We start from the raw sequence: 23,260 nt of genomic DNA on the forward strand, positions 1-23,260 counted from the left end.
GGTCCTCACCGTTCGTCGTGGTCGCTGTCGCCGCGTACGGCGTCTTCGAGTTCGCTGAGCACCTGTTCCTCCACCAGGTCGGCCAGGGCGGCGACCGTGCGGTGGACCAGGACGTCACGGGGTGTGAGGTGCACGCCGAAGGCGTCGTTGGCCCGTGAGGAGATGTGCAGGGCGCGCAGGGAGTCGCCGCCCAGGTCGAAGTAGTCGTCCTCGGCGCCGACGCGCGTGTCCAGCGCCTCCTCCCACAACTCGGCGAGGATCTCCTCGGTGGGGGTGCGGGGGGCGACATGTTCCGTGGTCCGCGGCGCGTCCGGTGCGGGCGCGGGCAGGGCGGCGCGGTCGGTCTTGCCGTTCTCGGTGAGCGGGAAGCGATCGAGGACGACGTACGCGGAAGGCACCATCGGGCCCGGCAGGGTCGCTGCGGCCAGCGCCCGCAGTTCGGCGGCGGACGGGGCCTCGGTGTCGGGCGCGCGCAACAGGTGCGCGACCAGTCGCGGGAGGCCCGGTTCGTCCTCCCGTACGCTCACCACGGCGTCCAGCACGGCCGGATGCCGTACGAGCGTGGCTTCGACCTCACCCGCCTCGATGCGGTGGCCGCGCAGCTTGAGCTGGTGGTCGGTGCGGCCCAGGTAGTGCAGTTCACCGCGGGTGTCACGGCGTACGAGGTCGCCCGTGCGGTACATACGGGTGCCGGGTGGCCCGAACGGGTCGGCGGTGAAGCGGGTCGCGGTCAGACCGGGCCGGCCCAGGTATCCGCGGGCCAGCGCCGGTCCGCTCAGCCACAGTTCGCCCGCCACGCCGTCCGGGACCGGGCGGTGCCCGGCGTCCAGGACGTACGCCCCGGTGGCGGGCAGCGGGCGGCCGATGGGCGGGGCGCCGCCGTTCGCCTCCAGCGTGTCCGACCAGGTGGCGACGACGGTGGCCTCGGTCGGCCCGTAGGAGTTGACCAGGCGGTGGTGCGGGGCCCAGCGGGCCACCAGGTCGGCGCCGCACGCGTCGGCGCCCACGGTCAGGGTCTTGAGGTCGGGCAGGGTGCCGGGGGTGTCCGGCGGCAGGGTGGCGAGCGCGGCCGGGGGCAGCAGGGTGTGGGTGATGCGCTCGGTGCGCAGCACGTCGGCCAGTTCGGCGCCGAGCAGCGGGCCGGGGCGTGGGACGACCAGGCGGGCGCCCTGCGGCAGGGACATGCACAGTTCCAGCACCGAGGCGTCGAAGCTGGGCGTGGCGAACGCCAGCACCCGGTCGCCCGGCGCCACATGGTAGTGCGCGGCCTCGGCTGCGGCGAAGGCGGCCAGGCCCCGGTGGGTGACCACGACGCCCTTGGGGGTGCCGGTGGATCCCGAGGTGTAGATGACGTAGGCCGGATCGTCCAGGTTCAGCGGACGGTGACGGTCGGCGTCGGTGGGCCGGTGACCGGGTACGCCACCGCGCCCTCCAGCCCCTCCCTGCTCGCCCTGCCCGTCCTGTCCGTCCACCAGCAGCGCGGACACCTGGGCGGCATCGAGGGTGACGGCGGGCGCCGCGTCCCGCAGCATGAACGCCACCCGCTCCGGCGGGTAGTCGGGATCCACCGGCAGGAAGGCGGCACCCGCCTTGGTGACAGCGAGCTGGGCGAGGAGCATGTCCGCCGAGCGTGGCAGGACCAGGGCGACGAGCGTGCCGGGACCCGCGCCGCGCGCGATGAGCCGGTGCGCCAGGCGGTTGGCCCGCTCCTCCACCTCGGCGAAGGTCAGGGACAGGCCGGGCGCGCTGAGGGCCGTGGCCGTGGGACCGCGGTCCACCGCCGCCTCGATCAGGTCGGGCAGGGTGGCCGGGGCGACCGGTGCGAGCTGCGGGCGGGCGGGGCCGTGCAGCAGCCGGGCCCGTTCTCCTGGCGGCAGGATGTCGGTCGCGTCCAGGCGGTCGGTGTCCTGGGCGGCGGCCAGTTGGGCCAGTGTGTGCAGGAGCTGGGCGGCGAGCGAGCCGGCCGTGGCCGCGTCGAAGTGGCGGGGGTCGTAGCCGAGTTCGACGCCGAGCCGTTCGCCGGGCGAGATCACCACGGTGAGCGGGTAGTTGGTGGCCTCCCGGGCGTCGAGGTCGTGGACGTGGACGCCGTGGGCGCCGGCGGTGTCGTCGCCGACCGGGTAGTTCTCGAAGACCAGCAGGCTGTCGAACATCGGTGTCCCGGCGGGCAGCCCGCTCCACGCCTGGAGGTCGGTCAGGGGTACGTGGTCGAAGCGGCGGTCCTCGGCCCGTACGGCCTGGGTGTCCCGCAGCCAGGTGTCGCAGGCCGCGCTCCCGTCCACGGTGACCCGGGCGGGCAGGGTGGTGATGAACAGGCCGGTGATGGTGTCGGCGCCGGGCAGGTCGGCGGGCCGTCCGGAGACGGTGGTGCCGAAGCACACCTCCCGTTCACCGCTCCACCGGGACAGCAGCAGCGCCCAGGCGCCCTGAGCGACGGTGTTGAGGGTCAGCCGGTTGCGTCGGGCGAAGTCCTCCAGCCGCTTGGTCTCCTCCGTGTCCAGCCACTGGGACAGCCAGGTGTCGGAGCGGGCCGCGGAGCTCTGGGCGGGCCTGCGGTCGTAGGGCAGCGGCGTGGGAGCGGTGAGGTCCGTGAGTGCGTTCCTCCAGTGCTCCTCCGCGGGTGCGGTCTCCCGGGCCGCGAGCCAGGCCGCGTAGTCGCCGAAGGGGCGGCGGTCCGGCAGCCGGGGTTCCTCGCCCCGGGCGAGCGCGGCGTGCGCGGCCATGACGTCGGCCAGGACGTGGAAGACGCTCCAGCCGTCCAGGAGGACGTGGTGGAAGGTCCACACGACCCGCACCTGGTCCGGGCCGAGCCGGATCAGGGTCAGGCGCAGCAACGGGGCACTGTCCAGGGCCAGTCCGCGGGCCTTGTCCTCGGCGAGCAGCCGTTCCAGCGCCGTGTCGCGCGTTTCAGGGGTAGATCCGGACCAGTCGTGCTCGGTGATCGGCAGTACGGCGGTGCGGTGCACGGCCTGGAGCGGGGTGGGGACGCCGCTCAGCACGACGGTGGTGCGCAGGACGGGCGTGCGGTCGACCACGTGCTGCCAGGCGGCGGCGAGCAGACGCGGGTCGCGCACCCCGTCCGCGACGAACGTGATCTGCTCGACGTACATGCCCCGGCCGGGCTCGTCCAGGCCGTGCACGACCATGCCGGTCTGGGTGGGGGTGAGGGGGTAGAGGTCCACGAGCTCGCGGCCGGTGCCCGCCAGCCGGTCCACCGTCGGCTGGTCCAGGGACACCAGCGGGAAGTCCGACGGGCTGCGGCCTCCGGCGCCGGGTTCGGCGCAGTGCCGCACGATGTGCCGCAGTTCGTCGGCGAGTTCGGCCGCCAGCCGGGCGACCGTGTCCCGCTCGTGCACCTCGCGCGAGTACGACCAGGTGAACTCCAGCCGTCCGTAGGCGACTTGGCCGAGTACGTCGAGGAGGTGCGGCCGGTCCGCCGTACGGTCGAGGCCGCCGGCCAGTCCGGCGTACGGGGTGTGCAGCAGGCCGTCCGCGGTGGTGCCGCGGTCCTGCCGGCCCAGGTAGTTGAAGCCGACCTGCGGCAGTCCCGGCAGGCCGAACCGGTCGCGGTCGGGGTGGAGATGGCGCAGGGCGCCGTAGCCCAGCCCGCCCCTCGGTACGGCCCGCAGGCTCTCCTTGACGGCCTTCAGCGCCGCTCCGGTGCCCTTGTCGCCCGGCACGTCCAGCGCGACGGGGAACATGGTGGTGAACCAGCCAACGGTACGGGCCAGGTCGACGTCGCCGAACAGCTCCTCGCGGCCGTGGCCCTCCAGCGCCACCATGATGCGGTCCCGTCCGGTCCAGCGGCCCAGGACCCGTCCCAGGGCGCACAGGAGGACGTCGTTGACGCGGGTGCGGTAGACGTCCGGCACGTCCTGGAGCAGCCGCCTGGTGTCGTCGGCGTCCAGACCCACCGTCACCGTTTCTTCGCAGGCGCCCGTGTTGGCGCCGGTGAGGTCGGTCGGCAGAGGTGTGGCGTCGGCGGACAGGGCCTGCCAGTAGGCGAGTTCGTCGTCGAAGCCGCCGGAGGCGGTGTGGGCGGCCAGGCGCTGGGCCCACGTCCGGAAGGAGGTGCTCTTCGCGCCGAGGTCGGGCCGCTCGCCGGCGCGCAGCGCGCGGTAGGCGGTCTCCAGGTCCTCCAGGATCAGACGCCAGGACACCGCGTCCACGACCAGGTGGTGGGCGGCCAGCAGCAGCACGGGCCGCCGGTCGTCGCCGCGCCGGCACAGGGCGGCCCGGAGCAGGGGCCCTCCGGCGAGGTCGAACCCGGCGCACAGGCGGTCGGCGAGGACGCGTATCGCCGCGTCGGAGGCGTCGAACGCCTCCCCCGCGGACGACTCCCCGAAACCGCCGGAGACGTCGTGCGCCTCCAGGCGCGGGGCCTCCCCCGGGGCCGTGCCGTACTGCCGCCACCGTCCGCCGTCTCCGTCGTCTCCGTCGTCTCCGTCGCCGGACGGCTCGAAGCGCAGGCGCAGGGCGTCGTGGTGTGCCAGGACGGCGGCCAGGGCGCCCCGCAACAGGGTTTCGTCGGTGTCGACGGCCAGGTGGAAGGAGACCGCCTGCGTCAGCTGCGCGGGATCGCCGGTGAGGTCGTCGAACAGCCAGTGCTGGACGGGGGTCAGCGGTACGTCCCCGACGACCGGGCCCTGTTCCCCGGCGGTCCGCGGAGCCGCCGGGCTCTCGGCCGCGGCGGCCAGTTCGGCCACGGTCTGGTGGCGGAACAGATGCCGCGGTGTCAGGGCGAGACCCGCCCTGCGGGCGGCGGAGACGATCTGGATGCCGAGGACTGAGTCACCGCCGAGCGCGAAGTAGTTGTCCCGCGCGCCCACGTCGGGCACGCCCAGCACCTCGGACCAGATCGCGGCGAGCACCCGCTCGGTGTCGGTGCGCGGCGGGCGGTCGCCGCTCCCGCCCGGCGCCGACCACACGGGGTCGGGCAGCGCCCGCCGGTCCAGCTTGCCGGTGGCCCCGAGTGGCAGCCGTTCCAGCGGTACGACGAGCGCGGGGACGAGGTGGTCGGGGAGCGTACGCGCGAGGAAGGCCCGCAGATCGGCGGAGCCGGGAAGCGCGGGGCCCGCGGGGACCACGTACGCCACCAGACGCTTGTGACCGTCGTGCTCGACCACGCGGGCGGCAGCCGCGGACACCTCGGGGTGCCGGGTCAACGCGGCCTCGACCTCGCCGAGTTCGATGCGGAAGCCGCGGACCTTCACCTGGTCGTCGGAGCGGCCGAGGTACATCAGCTCGCCGTCGGCCGTCCACCGTACGAGGTCCCCGGTGCGGTACATCCGGCCACCGGGCGGGCCGAACGGGTCGGCGGGGAAGCGGGACGCGGTCAGCCCCGGCCGGTTGAGGTAGCCGCGGGCCACCCCGGTCCCGGCCAGGTACAGCTCGCCCGGCACTCCGGCGGGCACCGGACGCAACCGGGCGTCCAGGGCGTAGGCACGGGCTCCGCCGACGGGCCTGCCGATGAGCGGTACGCGGTCGGGTTCGGCCGGGTCACAGGTGAAGGCGGTGGCGTAGACGGTGGCCTCGGTGGGGCCGTAGATGTTCATCACCCGGCAGCCGGGGACCGCCGCACGGACCTGCCGCACGGTCTGTACGGGCAGCGCCTCTCCGGCGAGGACGACGGTGTCGGCACCGACGCGGACGGTGTCCTCCGCCAGCAGCCGGCCCAGCGCGGACGGCACCGCACTGAGCAGTCCGGCCTGCCAGGGTTCCTCGCGTTCGGCGAGAGTGAGCAGGTCGTGGACGATCTCGACGCGGCCACCCGCCAGCAGGGGCGAGAAGATCTCGAACACCGACACGTCGAAGTTGAGCGAGGTGGAGGCCACCACATGCTCCAGGCCGCGTCCGCCGCCGAACTCCGCGGCGGCCCAGCCGGTCAGGGCCAGCACCGACGCCTGGGCGACGACGACACCCTTGGGCCGGCCGGTCGAGCCGGAGGTGTGGATGACGTAGGCGGGATGGTCCGGCAGCAGCCGGCCGTGCCGCTCGTCGTCGGTGATGCCGTCGCCGGACAGGGCGGCCAGGCGCGCGGCGCAGGCGGGATCGTCGAGGGCGATCCGGGAGAACGGCCCGTCCGGCAGCCGCCCGCCCGTCTCCGCGCAGGTGACGACCGCTTCGGGCCGCACGTCGTCGAAGAGGAAGGCGATGCGCTCGGCCGGGTAGCCCGGGTCGACTGGCAGATAGGCGGCGCCGCTCTTGAGGACCGCCAGGAGCGCCACGATCAGGTCCGGGGTGCGCGGCAGGGCGAGCGCGACGAACCGTTCGGGCCCGGCCCCGGCCTCGATGAGCAGGCGGGCCATCCGGTTGGCGCGCTCGTCGAGCTGCCGGTAGGTGAGCTGTTCCCGACCGCCGCCGCCGAGTACGGCCACGGCGTCGGGAGTACGCGCGACCTGGGCGCGGAATGCCTCCGGCAGGGTCTCGGGCAGGGTGCGGTACACGGCCTCGGGCGGGGTCCGGGGTGGGACCTCGGACAGGGTCCGGGGTGGGCCCTCGGACGGAACCCGGTGGAGGGGCTCGGTCGCCGGGCCGCCGAAGCGTTCCAGCAGGCGGCGGCCCTCCTCGGCGGACACCAGCGGCAGGTCGGCCAAGGCCCGGTCCGGACCGGTGGCCATCTCCGTCAGCAGCGTGCGCAGGCTCGCGCCGACGCCGTCGACGGTGGCCGCGTCGAAGGCGGCGGGGTCGTAGTCCAGGGTGACGGTGAAAGTGTCGCCGGGCGCGACCACCACGCTGAGCGGGTAGTTGGTCGGCTCCACATCGCGTTCCTGCTCCATGGCGAGGCCGTGCCGGGCCAGGGCGTCCGCGTCGAACGGATAGTTCTCGAAGACCACGATGCTGTCGAACAGGGAGGTGCCGCCCGGTACTTCGCTCCACGTCTGGAGCTGCGCGAGGGACACGAAGTCGTGACGCCGTGACTCCGACTGGGCGGCCTGGAGGTCGCCCAGCCAGTCCAGCAGCCGGCGCCCCTCGTCGATGCGCGCCCGGGTGGGCAGGGTGTTGATGAACAGGCCGACCATGGAGGTCACACCCGGCAGATCGGCGGGCCGCCCGGAGACGGTGGTGCCGAACACCACGTCGTCCCCACCCCCGTAACGGGACAGCAGCAGCGCCCAGGCACCCTGCAGGACCGTGTTGACGGTCAGCCCGGCCGCCTGCGCCGTCTCCCGCAGCCGAGCCGACACGTCGGCGTCGAGCGTCACCCGCACCGACCCGGAGGACGAGGTGCGGTGCGCCTCCGCGGGGCGCCGGTCGCGCGGCAGCTCGGTGGCGACGGGGAAACCGGCCAGCGCCTCGCGCCAGTACGCCTCCGCCCGCCCGGTGTCCTGCCGGGCCAGCCAGCCGAGGTAGTCACCGAAGGGTGCGCGGTCGGACACGTCAGGGCTGCGTCCCGCCGTCAGCGCCGCGTACCGCTCGCACACCTCGTCGAAGACCTGGGCCGCGCTCCACCCGTCGAGCAGCAGGTGGTGGAAGGTCCACAGCATGCGCACCCGGTCGGGCGAGAGCCGGATCAGGGCCAGGAGCATCAGCGGGGCCGTCTCCAGGTCGAGGCCCGCCTGCCGGTCCCCGTCGACCAGCCGCGCGAGTTCCGTCCCGCAGCGCTCGGCCGGCCATCCGGACCAGTCGTGGTGCGTGACGGGCACGGTCGCCCGCCGCCGTACGGCCTGTATGGGCTCTGCGGTCTCCTGCCACACCGGGTGGGTGCGCAGCATCGCGTTGGCGTCCACCGTCCGCTGCCACGCCTCGGCCAGGGCGTGCGGGTCGGTGACGCCCGACAGCACCAGTTGCACCTGGTTGACGTAGGTGCGGCTGTCGGGGTCGAGCAGGCTGTGGAACAGCATGCCGGCCTGCATCGGCGTCAGCGGGTACAGGTCGTCGACCGTACGGCCGTCGCCCACGACCCGGTCCACGGCGGCCTGGTCGATCCGCACCAGCGGGAAGTCCGACGGCGTACGCCCTCCCGCGTCCGGCTCGGCGCAGTGGGCGACGATGTCCTCCAGCGCCCGCAGCATGCCCGCCGCGAGGCCGTCGACGGTCTCCTCGCGGTGCAGGTGCCGGCTGTAGTGCCAGGTGATCTCCAGCTCGCCGTCCTCGACACGGGCGACCACGTCGAGCAGATGCGGGCGTACGGACTCGGGTGCCTCGGCGCCGTCCAGGCCGCCCGGCACGGAACGCACCAGCGCGCCGCCCTGCGCCGACCAGTCGAAACGGCCCAGGTAGTTGAAGCTGACGCCGGGCATCGGCGAGCCGGTCAGGACCTCGTCGCGCGCCAGATGGCGCAGGGCTCCGTGGCCGAGGCCCCGCGCGGGCACCGCCCGCAACTGCTCCTTGACGGACTTCAGAGCGGCCCCCCAGTCCCCGTCCCATCCCCCGTCCCCGTCCCCGTCCCGGTCCGGGAGTTCGAGGGCGACGGGGAACAGGCTGGTGAACCAGCCGACCGTGCGGGACAGGTCGATGTCGTCGAAGAGCTGGTCCTCGCGGCCGTGTCCCTCCAGGCCGACGGCGACGGTCCGCCGTCCGGTCCAGTCGGCGAGCACCCGGCCGAGGGCGGTCAGCAGGACGTCGTCGACACGGGTGCGGTAGACACCCGGCACCTCCCGCAACAGGGCATCCGTGCGCCGCCGGTCGAGGCGTACGGTCACGGCGTCCACGTCGGCCATGGTGTTGCCGCCGTCGATGTCGGCGCCGGTGGCGTCGCCGTCCACCGGCAGGGGTGCGGCGCAGTGCCGGGCCACCGTCTCCCAGTGCGCGCGCTGCGCGGCGAACCCGCCCGACGCGGTGTGCGCGTGCAGCCGCCGCGTCCACTCCTGGACGGAGGTCGTCCGCTCCGGCAGGCGTACGGGTTCGCCTGCTCGGGCCTGTTCGTAGGCGATCTCCAGGTCCTCCAGGAGGACGCGCCAGGAGACTCCGTCGACGACCAGGTGGTGCACGACCAGGAGCAGGTGGGTGCCAGTGGTTCCGGTTTCGCCAGTGGCACTGGTGGTACGGGTGGCGCAGGTGGCGCCGGTAGCGCCGGTGAACAGGCGGGCGGTCAGCAGCGGTCCGTCCGCGAGACGGAAGGAGGCGTGCGCCTCGGCCGTCACCCGGGCTTCGGTCCGATCCGCCGACGCCTCCCCGAGTCCGCGCAGGTCATGTGCCGTCAGCAGCTCGGGGACCTCCTCGTCGGCTCCCGGGCACTCCTGGCGCCAGGAGCCGTCGGCCGACCGCGCAAACCGGCCGCGCAGGGCGTCATGGTGGCGGTACACGGCCTCCAGCGCGCGGCGCAGGGCCGCCTGGTCGACGTCATGGGGCGTCTCCACGACGACGGACTGGTTGAAGAACTCCGGCCGTCGCGGCCCGGGTTCGAGGAACCAGTGCTGGATCGGGGCGAGCGGAACCTCGCCGCTCACCGGACCCATTCCCGCGACCGGTACGGCCGTGCCGGTGGTCGCCGCGGCGGCCAGCGCCGCGACCGTCGGATGCCGGAACAGGTCCCTCGGCGTGAGGGCGAGCCCGGCGGCGCGGGCGCGGGAGACGACCTGGATGCTGAGGATCGAGTCGCCGCCCAGCGTGAAGAAGTTGGTGTCGGCGCCGACCCGTTCCACGCCGAGCAGTTCCGCCCAGATCCCGGCGAGGGTCCGCTCGGCCTCGGTGCGCGGCGCGCGGTACTCGGCGTCACCGGCCGCCGTCCAGTCGGGTGCGGGCAGCCGGCGCCGGTCCACCTTGCCGTTGGCGGTCAGGGGCAGCTCGGCCAGCGTGACGAAGGCGGCGGGCGCCATGTAGTCGGGCAGTTCGGCGACCACATGTGCGCGCAGCGCGTCCGCGGACGGTACGGCGGCCGAGGGCTGGGGCACGAGGTGTGCGGCCAACCGCTTGCGTCCAGCGTGCTCGTACACCGAGACGACCGCCTCGGCGACGGCCAGATGGGCGGTGAGCCGGGCCTCGATCTCAGTGGGTTCGACGCGGAATCCGCGGATCTTGATCTGGTCGTCCGCGCGTCCCACGAAGTGCAGTTCGCCGTCGGCGCTCCACCGCACGATGTCCCCGGTGCGGTACATCCGCCCGCCGGACGGACCGAACGGATCGGCGAGGTAGCGAGCGGCGGTCGCACCGGGCCGCCCTGCGTAGCCGCGGGCCAGTCCGACACCCGCGACGTACAACTCCCCCGGTATGCCGGGTGGTTGCGTCTGCAGGCTGTCGTCCAGCACGTACACGCGTGTGTTGTCGAGCGGCCGTCCGATGGGCAGCACGGGCGGCAGCGGGTCACCGGCACGGAAGACCCGCCGGGTCGCGAAGGTGGTGGTCTCGGTCGGTCCGTAGCCGTCGACGACGGTGAGGCCGGGGCAGGCGTCGAGCACGCGGCCCACCACGGCACCCGGTACGGCCTCGCCGCCGGTCCACACCTCCTGGGCGCCGCGCAGGCAGGTGGGGTCCTCCTGGGCGAGCAGCCGGAACAGGCCGGCGGTCAGCCACAGGCAGCGCACCCCCTGCTCGGTGATCGCGCGCCGGACGACGGCCGCGTCCACGTCGGCCGGCGGGGCCAGCACGGCCGTTCCGCCGCGCAGCAGCGGCACCCACAGCTCGTAGGTGGCGGCGTCGAAGGCGTGCGGGGAGTGCACGAGGACCCGGTCGTGTCCGGCGAAGGCGCGGTCGAGGGCGAGCGCGGCGACGTCCCGCTGGCGTACCGCGACGCCCTTGGGGATGCCGGTGGAGCCGGAAGTGAACATCAGGTACTGGACGTTGTCCGGGTGGATCGCCCCGAAGGGCGCGCCCTCACCGTCCGCGCCCTGCACTTCCGGATCCTGGCCCTGTACTTCCGGATCCTGGCCCTGTACTTCCGGATCCTGGCCCTGTACTTCCGGATCCTGTACGTCTGCGGCGAGGAGGTCGGCCACGCGCAGTACGGTCCCGTCCGGCAGCACCCCTCCCGACGAAACCCCCCGGTCGGCGTCGGCGTCGATGTCGGCATCCGTGAGCAGCAGCCGCGCGCCCGCCTCCGTGAGCATCCGGCGCAGCCGCTCGCGCGGTGCCCGGCTGTCCAGCGGTACGAACACGCCGCCGGTGCGGACCAGGGCGAGCTGGACGACCACGAGGTCGGCCGAGCGGTCCATCAGCACGCCGACGGGGACCTCGGCGGCCACGCCGTGCGCGGCGAGCCGGCCGGCCAGCAGGGCGGCCCGGGCGTCGAGTTGCCGGTAGGTGAACCGCTGCGCGTCCGTCTCCAGGGCCACGGCGTCCGGTGTGCGTCGGACCTGCGCGGCGAACAGTTCCGCCACGGTGGCCTCGGACCCGGACAGGCCGGTGGCCGTGTCGTTCCACTCCTCGACCACCTGGGCGCGGCGGGCGGCCGTGAGCAACGGCAGTCGCGCGGGCGCGAGTTGGGGCGTTGCCGCCATGTTCGTCAGCAGGACGGTGAGGTACTCGACCATGCGCCCGACGGTGTCCGCGTCGAACAACCGCGGGTCGTAGCCGAGCCGCAGACCGAGTTCGGCGCCCGGATAGGCCACCAGGCTGAGCGGGTAGTTGGTGGTCTCGATGCCGTCCAGGGCGCTCAGCCGCAGTCCGTGCGCGGCGGCCAGCTCGTCGTCGACCGGGTAGTTCTCGAAGACGACGATGCTGTCGAACAGGGCGACCTGTTCGGGGAGTTCGGTGAACGCCTTCATGCGGGTGAGCGGCACCTGGTCGTGGCGGCGGTCCTCGCTCTGCTCCTGCTGGAGGTCGCGCAGCCAGTCGAGCAGGGGCCTGTCGTGCGGCACGGTCACCCGCGTGGGCAGGGTCGTGATGAACAGGCCGGTCATGGTGTCGGCGCCCGGCAGCTCGGGGGGCCGCCCCGACACGGTCGTACCGAAGACGACGTCTTCCCTGCGGGCCTGACGGCTCAGCAGCAGCGCCCAGGCACCCTGTACGAGGGTGTTCACGGTGAGCCCGGCCGTCCTGGCCAGTTCCTCCAGTGCCCGGGTGGTGGCCGGGGTGACGGTGGCGCGGACCGCCGCGGTGGACTCGGCCCGGTGGCTCTCGCGCGGCTCCCGGTCGTACGGCAGCGCGGTGGCGTCGGCCAGGTCTGCCAGACGGCGCCGCCAGTGCCGTTCGGCCTCCGCCCCGTCGCGTTCGCGCAGCCAGGCGACGTAGTCCCGGAAGGGCCGCCGGTCGGGCAGCGGCTCCCGTCCGCCCGTGGCGTGTCCGGTGAACACGTCGGACAGCACCTGGAACAGGCTCCAGCCGTCCAGGACCAGGTGGTGGAACGACCAGACCACCCGTACGCCGTCGTCGGAGATCCTGGCGAGCACCAGCCGCTGGAGCGGGGCCCGGTCGAGGTCGATGCCCTGCTCGCGGTCCCGGTCGAGGAGGTCCCGCAGCCGGTGCTCGCGCTCCTCCTCGCCCAGCTCGCGCCAGTCCAGGTGGGTCACGGGCAGGGTGGCGTGCCGCTGCACCACCAGGAGGGGTTCGGGTACGTCCTGCCAGACGACCCGGCCGCGCAGCACGGGCGTGTGGTCGGTGACGCGCTGCCAGGCCGCCGCGAGCGCGGCCGGGTCGGGTACGCCGTCCAGGTCGAAGGTCAACTGCTGGAAGTAGACGCCCAGATCGTCCTGGGAGAGCCGGTGGAAGAGCATGCCGGTCTGGGTGGGGGTGAGCGGATGGATGTCCTCCACCGCGCCCGGGTCGTCGCCGGTGATCCGGTCCACGGCCGCCTGGTCGAGCCGGGTCAGGGGGAAGTCCGCGGGGGTGCGTCCGGCGCTGCCGGGCCGGCCGGCGTGCCGTGCGATACCGGCCAGCGCGTCGGCGAAGTGCGCGGCCAGGTCGGCGACGGTCGTCCGTTCGTGCAGTGCGTCGGAGTAGAACCAGCTGAACTCCAGCGTGTCGCCGTCCAGTCGGCCCACGACCTCCAGCGGGTGCGGGCGCAGGGCGGCGGGGTCGGCGTCCAGTTCCAGGGTTCGGAACGGGCCCTCGTACAGGCCTCCGGTGGTGTCCGGGAGGCCGAACCTGCCCAGGTAGTTGAAGCTGACCTGTGCTTCCGGCGCCTCGGGCAGTGTTCCCGGGCCGGCGAGGTGGCGCAGGGCGTCGTGCCCGACGCCGTGCCGGGGTACCGCCCGCAGTTGCTCCTTGACCTGCTTGAGTACGGCGTCCCAGCCGGCGTCGGGCGGGACGGCGAGGGCGACGGGGTGGCGGGTGGTGAACCAGCCGAGGGTGCGGCTGGTGTCCACGTCGGCGAACAGCTCCTCGCGGCCGTGTCCCTCGACGTCCACCAGCACCCGCTCGTGCCCGGTCCACGAGCACAGCACCCGGCCGAGCGCGCTCAGCAGTACGTCGTTGACCCTGGTGCGGTAGGTCTCCGGCAGGGTGCGCAGCAGGGCGGCGGTGTCCTCGGGCGTGAGCCGGACGGTCACCGACCGGGCGGAGGCGTAGGTGTTGGCGCCGTCGCCGTCGGTGGGCAGGGCCGCTGAGGCGCCGGCGACGGCAGCGGTCCAGTACGCGGCCTCGCCGTCGAAGCCGCCGCCGGCCGCGTGGGCGGACAGTCGCCGGGCCCAGTGCCTGAGCGGTGAACTCTTCGGGGGCAGCGCCGCCTGTCCGTCCCGGCCCTGCGAGCGGGCGCCGTAGGCACGGTCCAGGTCCTCCATGAGCACGCGCCACGACACGCCGTCGACGACCAGGTGATGGACGGACAGGTGCAGCACGCGGGACCGGCCGGGGCCGCGGTCGTGCAGGACCGCGCGCAGCAGCGGGCCCCGGTGCAGGTCGAAGGCGCCGTGGTGCGGTGAGTCGGTGTCCGGGCCCGTGTGTCGGGCCAGGTGGACGCGGGGCGCCTTGTCCTCGATGCGCCAGCCGACGGGCGCGTCTCCGGCGCCCGCGGCGGCTGTCTCCTCGGTGAGGAAACGCGAGCGCAGTGCGTCATGGTGGGTGACGAGGTCGTTGAGGGCCTCCTCCAGAGCCGCCGGGTCCAGGTCGTCAGGGACCTGGAACGACAGGGTCTGGGCGAAGCGGCCCGCGTGGCGGCCGTCGTGGCGGCCGGTGCTCTCGAACAGCCAGCGCTGGATGGGGGTCAGGGGCGCGGCGCCGGTGGCGTCGACGAGGGCAGGGGTCGCGGGTTTGCGGCCGCCTGCCGCGTCGGCGCAGCGGGCGAGGGCGGCGATCGTCTGGTGGCGGTAGACGTCCCGCGAGGTCAGGGTGAGGCCCGCCTGCCGGGCCTGGGCGACCACCTGGATGCTGAGGATGGAGTCGCCGCCCAGCATGAAGAAGTTGTCGTCCACCCCGACGCGGTTCACGCGCAGGATGTCCGCCCAGACGGCGGCGAGGACGCGCTCGGTGGGCGTGCGCGGGGCCACCCGGTGCGTACGGCTGCGGGCGGGTCCCGGGTCCGGGAGGCGGCCCCGGTCCAGCTTGCCGTTGGGGTTGAGGGGCAGGTCCGCCAGCACCACGACGGCCGTCGGCACCATGTAGTCGGGCAGGGTGTGGCCGAGGGTCCGGCGCACCTCCTCCGGCTCGGCGCCCGTGTCCGGGGCGGGGACGACATAGCCGACCAGCCTGCGGTGGCCCCCGCTCTCCCACACCGTGGCCGCCGCCTCCGCCACCCCGTCGAGTCCGCGCAGCGCCTCCTCCACCTCGCCGAGTTCGATGCGGAAGCCGCGTACCTTGACCTGCTGGTCGGTGCGGCCCACGTACTCCAGTTCACCGTCGGCGCTCCACCGGACCAGGTCACCGGTGCGGTACATGCGGTCCCCGGGCGCGCCGAAGGGGTCGGCGACGAACCGGGTCGCGGTCAGCCCCGGGCGCCCCAGGTAGCCGCGTGCCAGTCCCCCGCCGCCCAGGTACAGCTCTCCCGTCACGCCCGGCGGCTGGAGGCACAGCAAGGGGTCCAGGACATAGGCCCGGGTACGGGCCACGGGCCTGCCGATCGGCGGCGCCTGCGCCGGCTCCTCGTCACCGGCGAACCACGCGGTGGCGTAGACGGTGGCCTCGGTCGGGCCGTAGATGTTGGCGATGTCGCAGCCGGGCATGGCCCGCCGCAGGTCCTGCACGGTCTGCGCGGGCAGCGCCTCGCCGGCCAGGACGACGGTGTCCGCCGTCACGGGTGTGCCGTCCTCGGCGAGCATCCGGGAGATCACGGAGGGCACACCGCTGATGAGCCCGGCCCGCCGGGTCTCCGCCGTGTCGACGAGTGCGGTGAGGTCGGCGACCATCTCGATGCCGCCACCCACGAGGAGGGGGCAGAGCATCTCGAAGACCGACACGTCGAAGTTGAGGGAGGTGGAGGCCACGACGTGGGCCAGTCGCCGTGGACCGAACCGCTCCTCCGCCCATGCCGCGAGGGCAGCGACACTGCGATGGGTGACCACGACACCCTTGGGCCGTCCGGTCGAACCCGAGGTGTAGATGACGTAGGCGGGATGCTCCGGGTCGAGGGGACGCACCCGGTCGGCGTCGGTGAGGTCGCTGTCGATGAGGTCCCCGTCGAGCGTGGCGGTGCCGGTGTCCTCCCGCGGAAGCGAGTCCTCCAGAAGCAGTGGGACGCAGTCCTGCGGCAGTGCTCCGGCGGTCTCGCGGGTGGCCAGGACCAGCGCGGGGGCCGCGTCGGTGAGCATGAGGCGGATGCGCTCGACCGGATAGCCGGGGTCCACCGGAAGGTAGCCCGCGCCCGCTTTCAGTACGGCCCACAGCACCGGCAGCAGGTCGGCCGTCCTCGGCAGGCACAGGGCCACCAGTGTCTCGGGTCCGACGCCGCGGGCGGCCAGCAGCCGGGCGAGCCGGTTGGCGCGCCGGTTGACCTCGGCGTAGTCGAGGCGGTCGGATCCGCAGGTCACGGCGGTCCGCTCGGGCGTCCGTGCCGCCTGCGCCTCGAACAGCGCGGGCAGCGTACGGGCCGGTGCGCGGCCCGTGTCCTCGGCCGGCGGGTTCCACTCCTCAAGGATCGTGTGCCGTTCGTCCTGGGACAGCAGGGCCAGTTCACCCACCGTGCGGTGCGGCCCGTCGGCCATGCCCTCCAGCACCCGGCGCAGCTGGCGGGCCATCCGCGCCACCGTCCGCGCCTCGAACAGGCCGGTGTTGTACTCGACCGTCAGCTCGCAGCCGCCGTCGGTGCGCGGCACGAACTCCAGCACCAGGTCGAACCGCGCGGCCGGCCGGGGCAGTGGCTGCGGCTCGATCCGTATCCCGTCGGCCCCCGGCGGGTCGCTGAGGGCCGTCTGCTGCACCACGAGCACCTGCACCAGCGGGGTACGGCTCGGGTCCCGGGTCGGGGCCAGTTCCTCCACCACCCGGTCGAACGGCACCGCTTCATGGGCGAAGGCATCCAGCACCGTCGCCCGCATGTTCTCCACGTACCGGTCGACGGTCATGGCGTCGTCCACCTCGCCGCGCAGTACGACGGTGTTGGCGAAGAAGCCGGTCACGTCCTCCAGTTCGCGGCGCCCCCGCCCGGTCGTGACGGTGCCGAAGGCGATGTCGCGCTGGCCGGAGTACCTGGAGAACAGCACCGCCGCGGCCCCGGCGAACAGGGTGAAGAGCGTCGTGCCGCGGCCTCCGGCCAGATGCCGCAGCCGTGAGACCAGTTCGGCCGGGAGGTGCTGCCGGTGGGCCTCGCCGCCGGTGGTGCGCACCACGGGCCGGGGCCGGTCGGTGGGCAGATCCAGTTGCGGCATGCCGGCGAGGTGCCGCTTCCAGTACGCGAGGTCCGACGCGTCGCCGTTCCCGGAGCGCTGCTGCCGTTCCCAGACGGCGAAGTCCGGGTACTGCACGCGGGGTTCGGGCAGCCCCGAGGGCAGGCCGGACGCCTCGGCCCGGTACAGCGCCGCCAGGTCACGGGTCAGGACGCCCACGGACCAGCCGTCGGTGACGATGTGGTGCTGGGCCAGCAGCAGCACATGGTCGTCGCTCGCTCGGCGGACGAGCAGGGCCCGGGTGAGCGGACCGGTGGCCAGGTCGAAGGGGCGGCCGAGTTCCTCGGTGAGCAGCTGTTCGACGGCCTCGTCGAGCCCGGCGGCGGGCAGGTGGGTCAGGTCGGCGGTGCGCAACGGCAGCTCCGCGTGCGCGTGTACGTGCTGCACGCCCTGGCCGTCCTCCGTGGCGAACGTCGTGCGCAGCGAGTCGTGGCGGGCGGACAGCCCGTCCAGGGCCCGGCGCAGTGCCCCGGCGTCCAGCTCGCCGCGCAGCCGCAGCGCCAGGCCGGTGTTGTACTCGGTGCCGCCCGGGGTGAGGTCGTCCAGGAACCACAGGCGTCGCTGGGCGCTGGAGAGCGGCAGCGGCCGGTCGCGCGGGACGGCCGGGATCGGGTCCGGGGGTGCCACGAGGGCCGACGGACGCACCAGCCGGGCCAGCGCGGTGACGGTCCGCGCGGTGAACACGTCCCGGATCGACAGCCGGGCGCCGAGTTCCTCACGGATCCGGGCCAGGGCGCGGGCGGCCAGGATCGAGTCACCGCCCAGGTCGAAGAAGTCGTCCTCGACGCCGACGGCTTCGACGCCGAGGACGTCCGCCCAGACGTCGGCGAGTATCCGCTCCTGCGAGGTGCGCGGTGCCACGTGCCCCGGTGCGACCGTGCGGACGGGTGCGGGCAGCGCACGCCGGTCGATCTTGTTCTGCGGAGTGAGGGGCAGCACGTCCAGGACGACCACGGCGGAGGGCACCATGTGCGGGGGCAGTACGGCGGCCGTGGCGGTCCTCAAGTCGGCCGCGTCCAGGGCGTGTTCCGGGTCGGCGGCGGTGACGTATCCGACGAGTTGCCGCCGTCCGGGCTCGTCCTCGCGCACCACGACCACGGCGTCGCGCACCCCGCCGTGGCGCCGCAGGGCGGTCTCGATCTCGCCGGGCTCGATACGGAAGCCGCGCACCTTCACCTGGCGGTCGACCCGGCCCAGGTACTCCAGTTCGCCGTCCGCGTTCCAGCGTGCCCGGTCGCCCGTGCGGTAGAGCCGGGCCCCGGGCGGGCCGAAGGGGCTGGCGACGAAGCGGCCGGCGGTGAGGCCGGGCCGGTCGAGATAGCCGCGGGCCACTCCGGCGCCGCCGACGTACAGTTCGCCGTCGGCGCCCGCCGGCACCGGTCGCATGGCCGCGTCCAGGACGTACGTCCCGGTGCCGGCGAGGGGCCGGCCGATGCTCGGTGTGCCGCTTCCGGCGGACAGCGGGCCGGTCCAGGAGGCCACGATCGTCGTCTCGGTGGGACCGTAGGAGTTGATCAGCCGGCGGCCGGGCGCCCACTGGTCGACGAGAGCCGCGGGGCACGCCTCGGCTCCCACGATCAGCGTGCTCAGCCGTCCCGGGCCGATCCGCGCGGGGTCGGACACCGTGGCGAGGGCGGCCGGCGGGATCAGCGCGTGGGTGATGCGGTGTTCGTTCACCACCGCGGCGAGTTCGTCGCCCAGCCAGGGGCCCTCGGGCGGTACGACGAGGGTGGCTCCGGACAGGACGGAGATGAACAGCTCCAGCACGGAGGCGTCGAAGCTGGGCGAGGAGAACTGCAGGACCCGGGCGCCGGGGCCGACGGCGTACTGTGCGGCGGCGCCCGCGGTGAAGGCGGCGATGCCCCGGTGGGTGACGGTCACTCCCTTGGGCGTTCCCGTCGAGCCCGAGGTGTAGATGACGTACGCGGCCTGGTCGGCGTCCACCTGCGGGCCCGTGAGGTCCGGGGTGGGCCCGGTGGCCTCCATGACGGCGCGCAGGGCGGCCGGGTCGTCGAGGACGACGGCCGGTGCCGCGTCCGCCAGCATCAACGCGCGCCTCTCGCGCGGGTACCGGGGATCCACCGGCAGGAAGGCGGCACCCGCCCGGGCGGCGGCCAGTTCGGCGGCGATCAGCTCCAGCGAGCGCGGCAGGACCAGCGCGACCGTCCGCTCAGGCCCGGCTCCGCGCCGTACGAGATCGGCGGCCAGGCGCCCGGTCCGTTCCGCCAGTTCCCGGTAGGACCAGGTCCGCAGGCCGTCGGTCAGCGCAGGCGCGTCCGGCGTGCGACGCACCCACGACGCGAACAGTTCACCGAGCGGCAGCGGCTCCGCCGGGGCGGAAGGGGACATCGGCACGGGCTCGTTGTGCAGGTCCGTCATGGGGGGTCCTTCGAAAGCGGTGGTGATGCGGGTGCGCGCGGGCGTGGGAAGGCGCCCGGGCGCGCCGGGCCGCACGGGGGCGGCTCTTCGGCGCGGGACGGGTACGGCGGGACGACTCGGCGTCAGGCGTCAGGCGTCAGGCGGTGCCGACGCGGCGGGCCGTACGACCGGAGATCTGTACGCGGTCGACGCTTCCGTCGACGGGATCTCGGTGGAAGCGCCCGCCGGGTTCGCGGTGACCGGTGGCCGGGTCGACCAGGTCGCAGCTCAGATCCGGATAGCAGACCAGGGGCAGCGAGAGGTCACCGTCGATGGACAGAGCGGGCCGGCCGTCGGGGTCGAGGCTGATCCGGTACTCGCTCGTCCCGTTGCGATAGGTGCCCGCGCACTGGGGGAAGGCGATGGGTCCGCCCCGGTCCGGGCGCGCGGGAGTGACCGGTACGCGCAGGCCGGTGAGCCGGGTGAGCTGGTCGGCCAGGTCCCGCCACAGGGCGGTGGCGCCGCCGGAGTTGCCGGTGAAGGCGACCACGACGCCGCTGCGTGGCTCCGCGCGCAGATGGCAGGAGGTGCCCTGGGCGTTGCCGTCGTGACCGCACCACCAGCGGTCGTCCTGCTGGTAGAGGGCCGCGCCCAGTCCCCAGGCGTCTGCCAGCGGGTCGGCTTCGGTGCCCTCCTCGGGGCGCCGCATCAGCGCGGCGGTGACGGAGGGGACGACGGCGGTCCTGCCGATCAGGGTCCTGCCCAGGGCCAGCAGATCGGGGGCGCTCGCCAGCAGGGCGCCGGCCGGGGCCTCGACGGGCGCCAGGCTCTGCCGGGCCGGCCGCACGGCTCCCGTCGCCGTGTTCAGGCCGTGTCCGCTCGCGACGGGCCGGCCGGGGAGGCTGTCGCCGAGGAAGGCGGGTGTGATGCCCAGCGGGTCCAGCAGCAGCACGCGTACGGCTTCGTGCCAGGTCATGCCCGTCACGGCTTCGATGAGCCGCCCCGCCGCCACGTAACCGGCGTTGGAGTAGGAGAAGCCGGTTCCGGGGTCGAACAGCGCGTCCTCGGCCGTGCAGACCGCGGAGAGATAGCGGGAGGCCGTCATGCCCGCCGCGGTGTCCGAGTCGAGGCCGGTGGGCAGACCGGCCGTGTGCGAGAGCAGGTGACGCACGGTCACCTTGGGTAAGTCCTGGAACTCCGGCAGGACATCGGCGACGGACTCGTCCAGATCGAGATCCTCGTCGTCTATCAGGAGCATGACAGTAGCGGCCGTGTACGTCTTGGTGACGCTGCCCAGCGGCACGGCCGTGTCGGCGGTGAACGCGGTGCCCCGGACGGCGTCGGCCGTGCCGGTGTGCACACTGACGACCTCCGTCCCGGTGTCCACGGCCAGATGCGCGCCGGGTACGCGGTGGGTCCGCGCGAGGCTGTCGAGACGGTCCTGCAGGGTTCGGCGTAAGGGGGACGGGTGGGGGGCGACTTGAGCGGAGGTGGGGTAAGGCATGTGAAGGGGACTCCCACTGATGCTTGGTGTGAAGGTGACGCCGGAAGCCGATGGGGATGAGCGGAAACGGCCCCCGCGTCGGTGCGGGTGATGCGCTCTTGCCTGCTAACTGCGTGCGACTTCGACCGGCAGGTGACGTACGCCGACGATGACGCCCGGATTCTGGAAGGTGACTTCTCCGTAGGTGGGGACACGCAGATCGGAGAAACGTTCAAGCAGCATCCCGAGCGCGATGCGCGCCTCCAGCCGGGCGAGCGGTGCCCCGAAACAGAAGTGGATGCCGTGACCGAAGGTCAGATGGGGGTTCGGGCTGCGGGCCGGATCGAAGACGTCCGGCGCCTCGAAGCGGGAGGGATCGCGGTTGGCGGCGCCCAGATGGGCCACCACCATCGCGCCCGCGGGAATGTCCTGCTCGCCGATCACCACGGGCCGGGTGACGCGTCGGCCCAGTTCCGCGAAGGGAGGCAGCAGGCGCAGTACCTCCTCGACGGCGTCCGGCAGCCGGCCCGGGTCGGCCCGCAGCGCCGCGAACGTGCCGGGGTGCCGGTCGAAGGTGACGACCGCGTTGCCCAGCAGGGCCGTGGTGGTGACGTGCCCGGCGACGAGCAGCAGGGCGACGAATCCGACGATCTCCTGGTCCTCAAGACGGACCCCGTCCACCTCGGCGGCCAGCAGCTTGCTGGTGAGATCGTCCCCCGGATTCGCCCGGCAGCGCCGGATATGGTCCAGGACGTAGCCGTTCATCTCCCGGACGGTCGGCGCGATGGCTTCGAGAGCGCGGGCCAGGTCGTCCATGTTGGGCGCTTCGCCGAGTTCGTCGCCGCCGAAGAGGGTGGCCGCCCATTCCTGGAAAAGCCTGTGGTCGGCTGCCGGTATGCCGAGCAGTTCGGCGATGACGATGATGGGCAGCGGGTAGGCGAGCGTGTCGACCAGATCGAACCGGTCGCGGTCACCGACGCCGTCCAGCAACCGGCCACACACATTCTCGATGCGTGGCTGCAATCCACTCACCACACGCGGGGTGAATGCCTGGCTCACGAGAGTTCGCAGTTTTCGGTGCTCCGGCGGATCCATACCGACGAAATTGCCCTGCCGGAAGACCGCGAAGTCCTCCTGCGTGGGCGCGATGGACGAGAAGTCGGAGGAAAACGTCGCCGGGTCCGCCAGAACCGCGGCCACCGACTCGTGGTCCACCACCTGCCAGGCACTCTGCTGTTCGTCGTAATGCACCGGTCTCAGTGCGCGTAAGGACTGCCATCGATCGCTCAGCGCGTCGAAGGGTAAGTGCTCCTGTTGCGATGCGTTGCCGGTCACCTGTTCTCCTTAGTGCGGTACGCGGGGACGGCGAAACCACAAGCGGGACGGCTGACGTCGAGGCCGGGCTCGGAGGCGGATCCCGGTCGCGACCTGGTGCGATCCCGACCGACGGCAGCACTGGGCGCGCGACTGACTGACATCACACATCTCCCATGGTGAACGTACCGCGCAGTGTCGGCGCGGCTGCTTCTCCTTGCCTTTACCTCACATATGCCAGGCCTTCGGGTGGGGCCTGACGTCCTGTCGACATACGTGAGGCCGTGCATAGCCGTCGGGCGGAGCTGACATAACCGGGGCGAATATCCTCGACCCCTTCGAACCCGGCGACAGTCTTCATGGTGGGTCAACCGAGAAGCAACCCCCCGAAGTCGGGTGGAGGGCATATCGGCAAGCCATTGCGCATTGTCTGCGAGCAGCCCGAGCTAAACGCGTCGGCGATGGTCCGGCCTGCTTCACCGCCCCCCACGCGTGCCCCGGAAGCAGATGGCTAAACAGCCGAATGCGCAGAACCTGGAACTCCCCTTGGGCGTTCACCGGCCACAACTCCCCTCACCTGCGCAGAGATTGCCGGCGGCGGCGTCACATGCCGGGCAATAAAAAAGCGGAACACTTCATTCGAAGACCGCCCGAACCCTGGAGACATGCGGAGCCGTGGCGGGTGGCCGAACTCCCCGTACCGTCACGCGCCCGGCCGGTCCGGCACCAACTTCGGCCGAATTCCGCCCGGAGCGCGCGGGGCGCACTCCGCCGGCGCGTACGCGGGTCACCCACTTGAGAGCGCGGCACCCGTCCGTACGCGCCTGGAGATGTGCCCGCAGACATGCCCGGAACCCGTCCGTCCGGCAGTGCCCGGATTCAGGGCACTAGCGTGTGAGCGTCTCGAAGCCGGCGTCCGCGCAGTACTCGACGATGCGCTGCTCCGCCTCCGAGTCCCTGTTCTCCATCGCTGCCACGGTCGCCTCCGCCAGGGTGCGGCCCCGGCCGACGGTCTCGTCCTGGAGCGGTCGCATCGCGAGGAAGGCATCCCTGGCGACGGTCCCGGCCTCATCGTCCCCCGCCGAGTCCGACGTGTCCGTGCGCGCCGCGTTCCGCGCCCGCTGCCACGCCCCCAGCTGCGTGCAGTAGTTCTCCCGCTGCGCGGTCAGCCGCTCCTCGTCCTCGCCGCCGGCCGAGGAACATCCCGCCAGCAGTGCCGGCAGTGCCACCAGCACTGCCAGGACAAGGACCGGGACCGCCGTCCTCCGTGCGCGCACCACGATGCCTCCGGCTGCTACTGCGTCCGCTCGCCCCTGTCACCTGCAACTCCCGCGGCAGGATAGCTGTTTGATCACCGTGCCCGCTGCCAGCCTGAGCGCGCCCACGAGATTCAGCAGGTCGCGGCCGATCGCCGCCTGCCGCCCGGAACGGGCCGCCCCGCGGTCACCCGCCTGTTGCAGTCGTATGGCAT

General features: G+C 73.3%; 4 protein-coding genes. All 4 read right to left on the bottom strand.

From position 1 onward, the window contains the following. Positions 1–5: 5 nt before the first annotated feature. Entirely contained in the window at positions 6–19,013 is a 19,008-nt protein-coding gene (locus tag C6Y14_RS01445) for a non-ribosomal peptide synthetase (RefSeq protein ID WP_107014572.1), read from the bottom strand. 136 nt (positions 19,014–19,149) lie between these two features. Beyond that, on the bottom strand, positions 19,150–20,496 hold the full coding sequence (locus C6Y14_RS01450; RefSeq protein ID WP_107014573.1) for a serine hydrolase domain-containing protein: 1,347 nt from the start codon (positions 20,494–20,496) through the stop codon (positions 19,150–19,152). Between the two features lie 105 nt (positions 20,497–20,601). Further along, positions 20,602–21,726, bottom strand: a complete 1,125-nt coding sequence (locus C6Y14_RS01455) for a cytochrome P450 (protein ID WP_225890825.1) — start codon at positions 21,724–21,726, stop codon at positions 20,602–20,604. A 950-nt stretch (positions 21,727–22,676) separates the two neighbouring features. Beyond that, positions 22,677–23,069: a hypothetical protein gene (locus C6Y14_RS01460; protein WP_225890826.1), complete on the bottom strand. Its 393-nt coding sequence runs from the start codon at positions 23,067–23,069 to the stop codon at positions 22,677–22,679. Positions 23,070–23,260: the final 191 nt, after the last annotated feature.

Source organism: Streptomyces dioscori (assembly GCF_003024195.1).
GTDB classification, from domain to species: Bacteria; Actinomycetota; Actinomycetes; order Streptomycetales; family Streptomycetaceae; genus Streptomyces; species Streptomyces dioscori.

Excerpts from the sequence above, each read along its gene's own strand:
- C6Y14_RS01445 (WP_107014572.1), bottom strand. The coding sequence starts at position 19,013 with ATGACGGACCTGCACAACGAGCCCGTGCCGATGTCCCCTTCCGCCCCG.
- C6Y14_RS01450 (WP_107014573.1), bottom strand. The coding sequence starts at position 20,496 with ATGCCTTACCCCACCTCCGCTCAAGTCGCCCCCCACCCGTCCCCCTTA.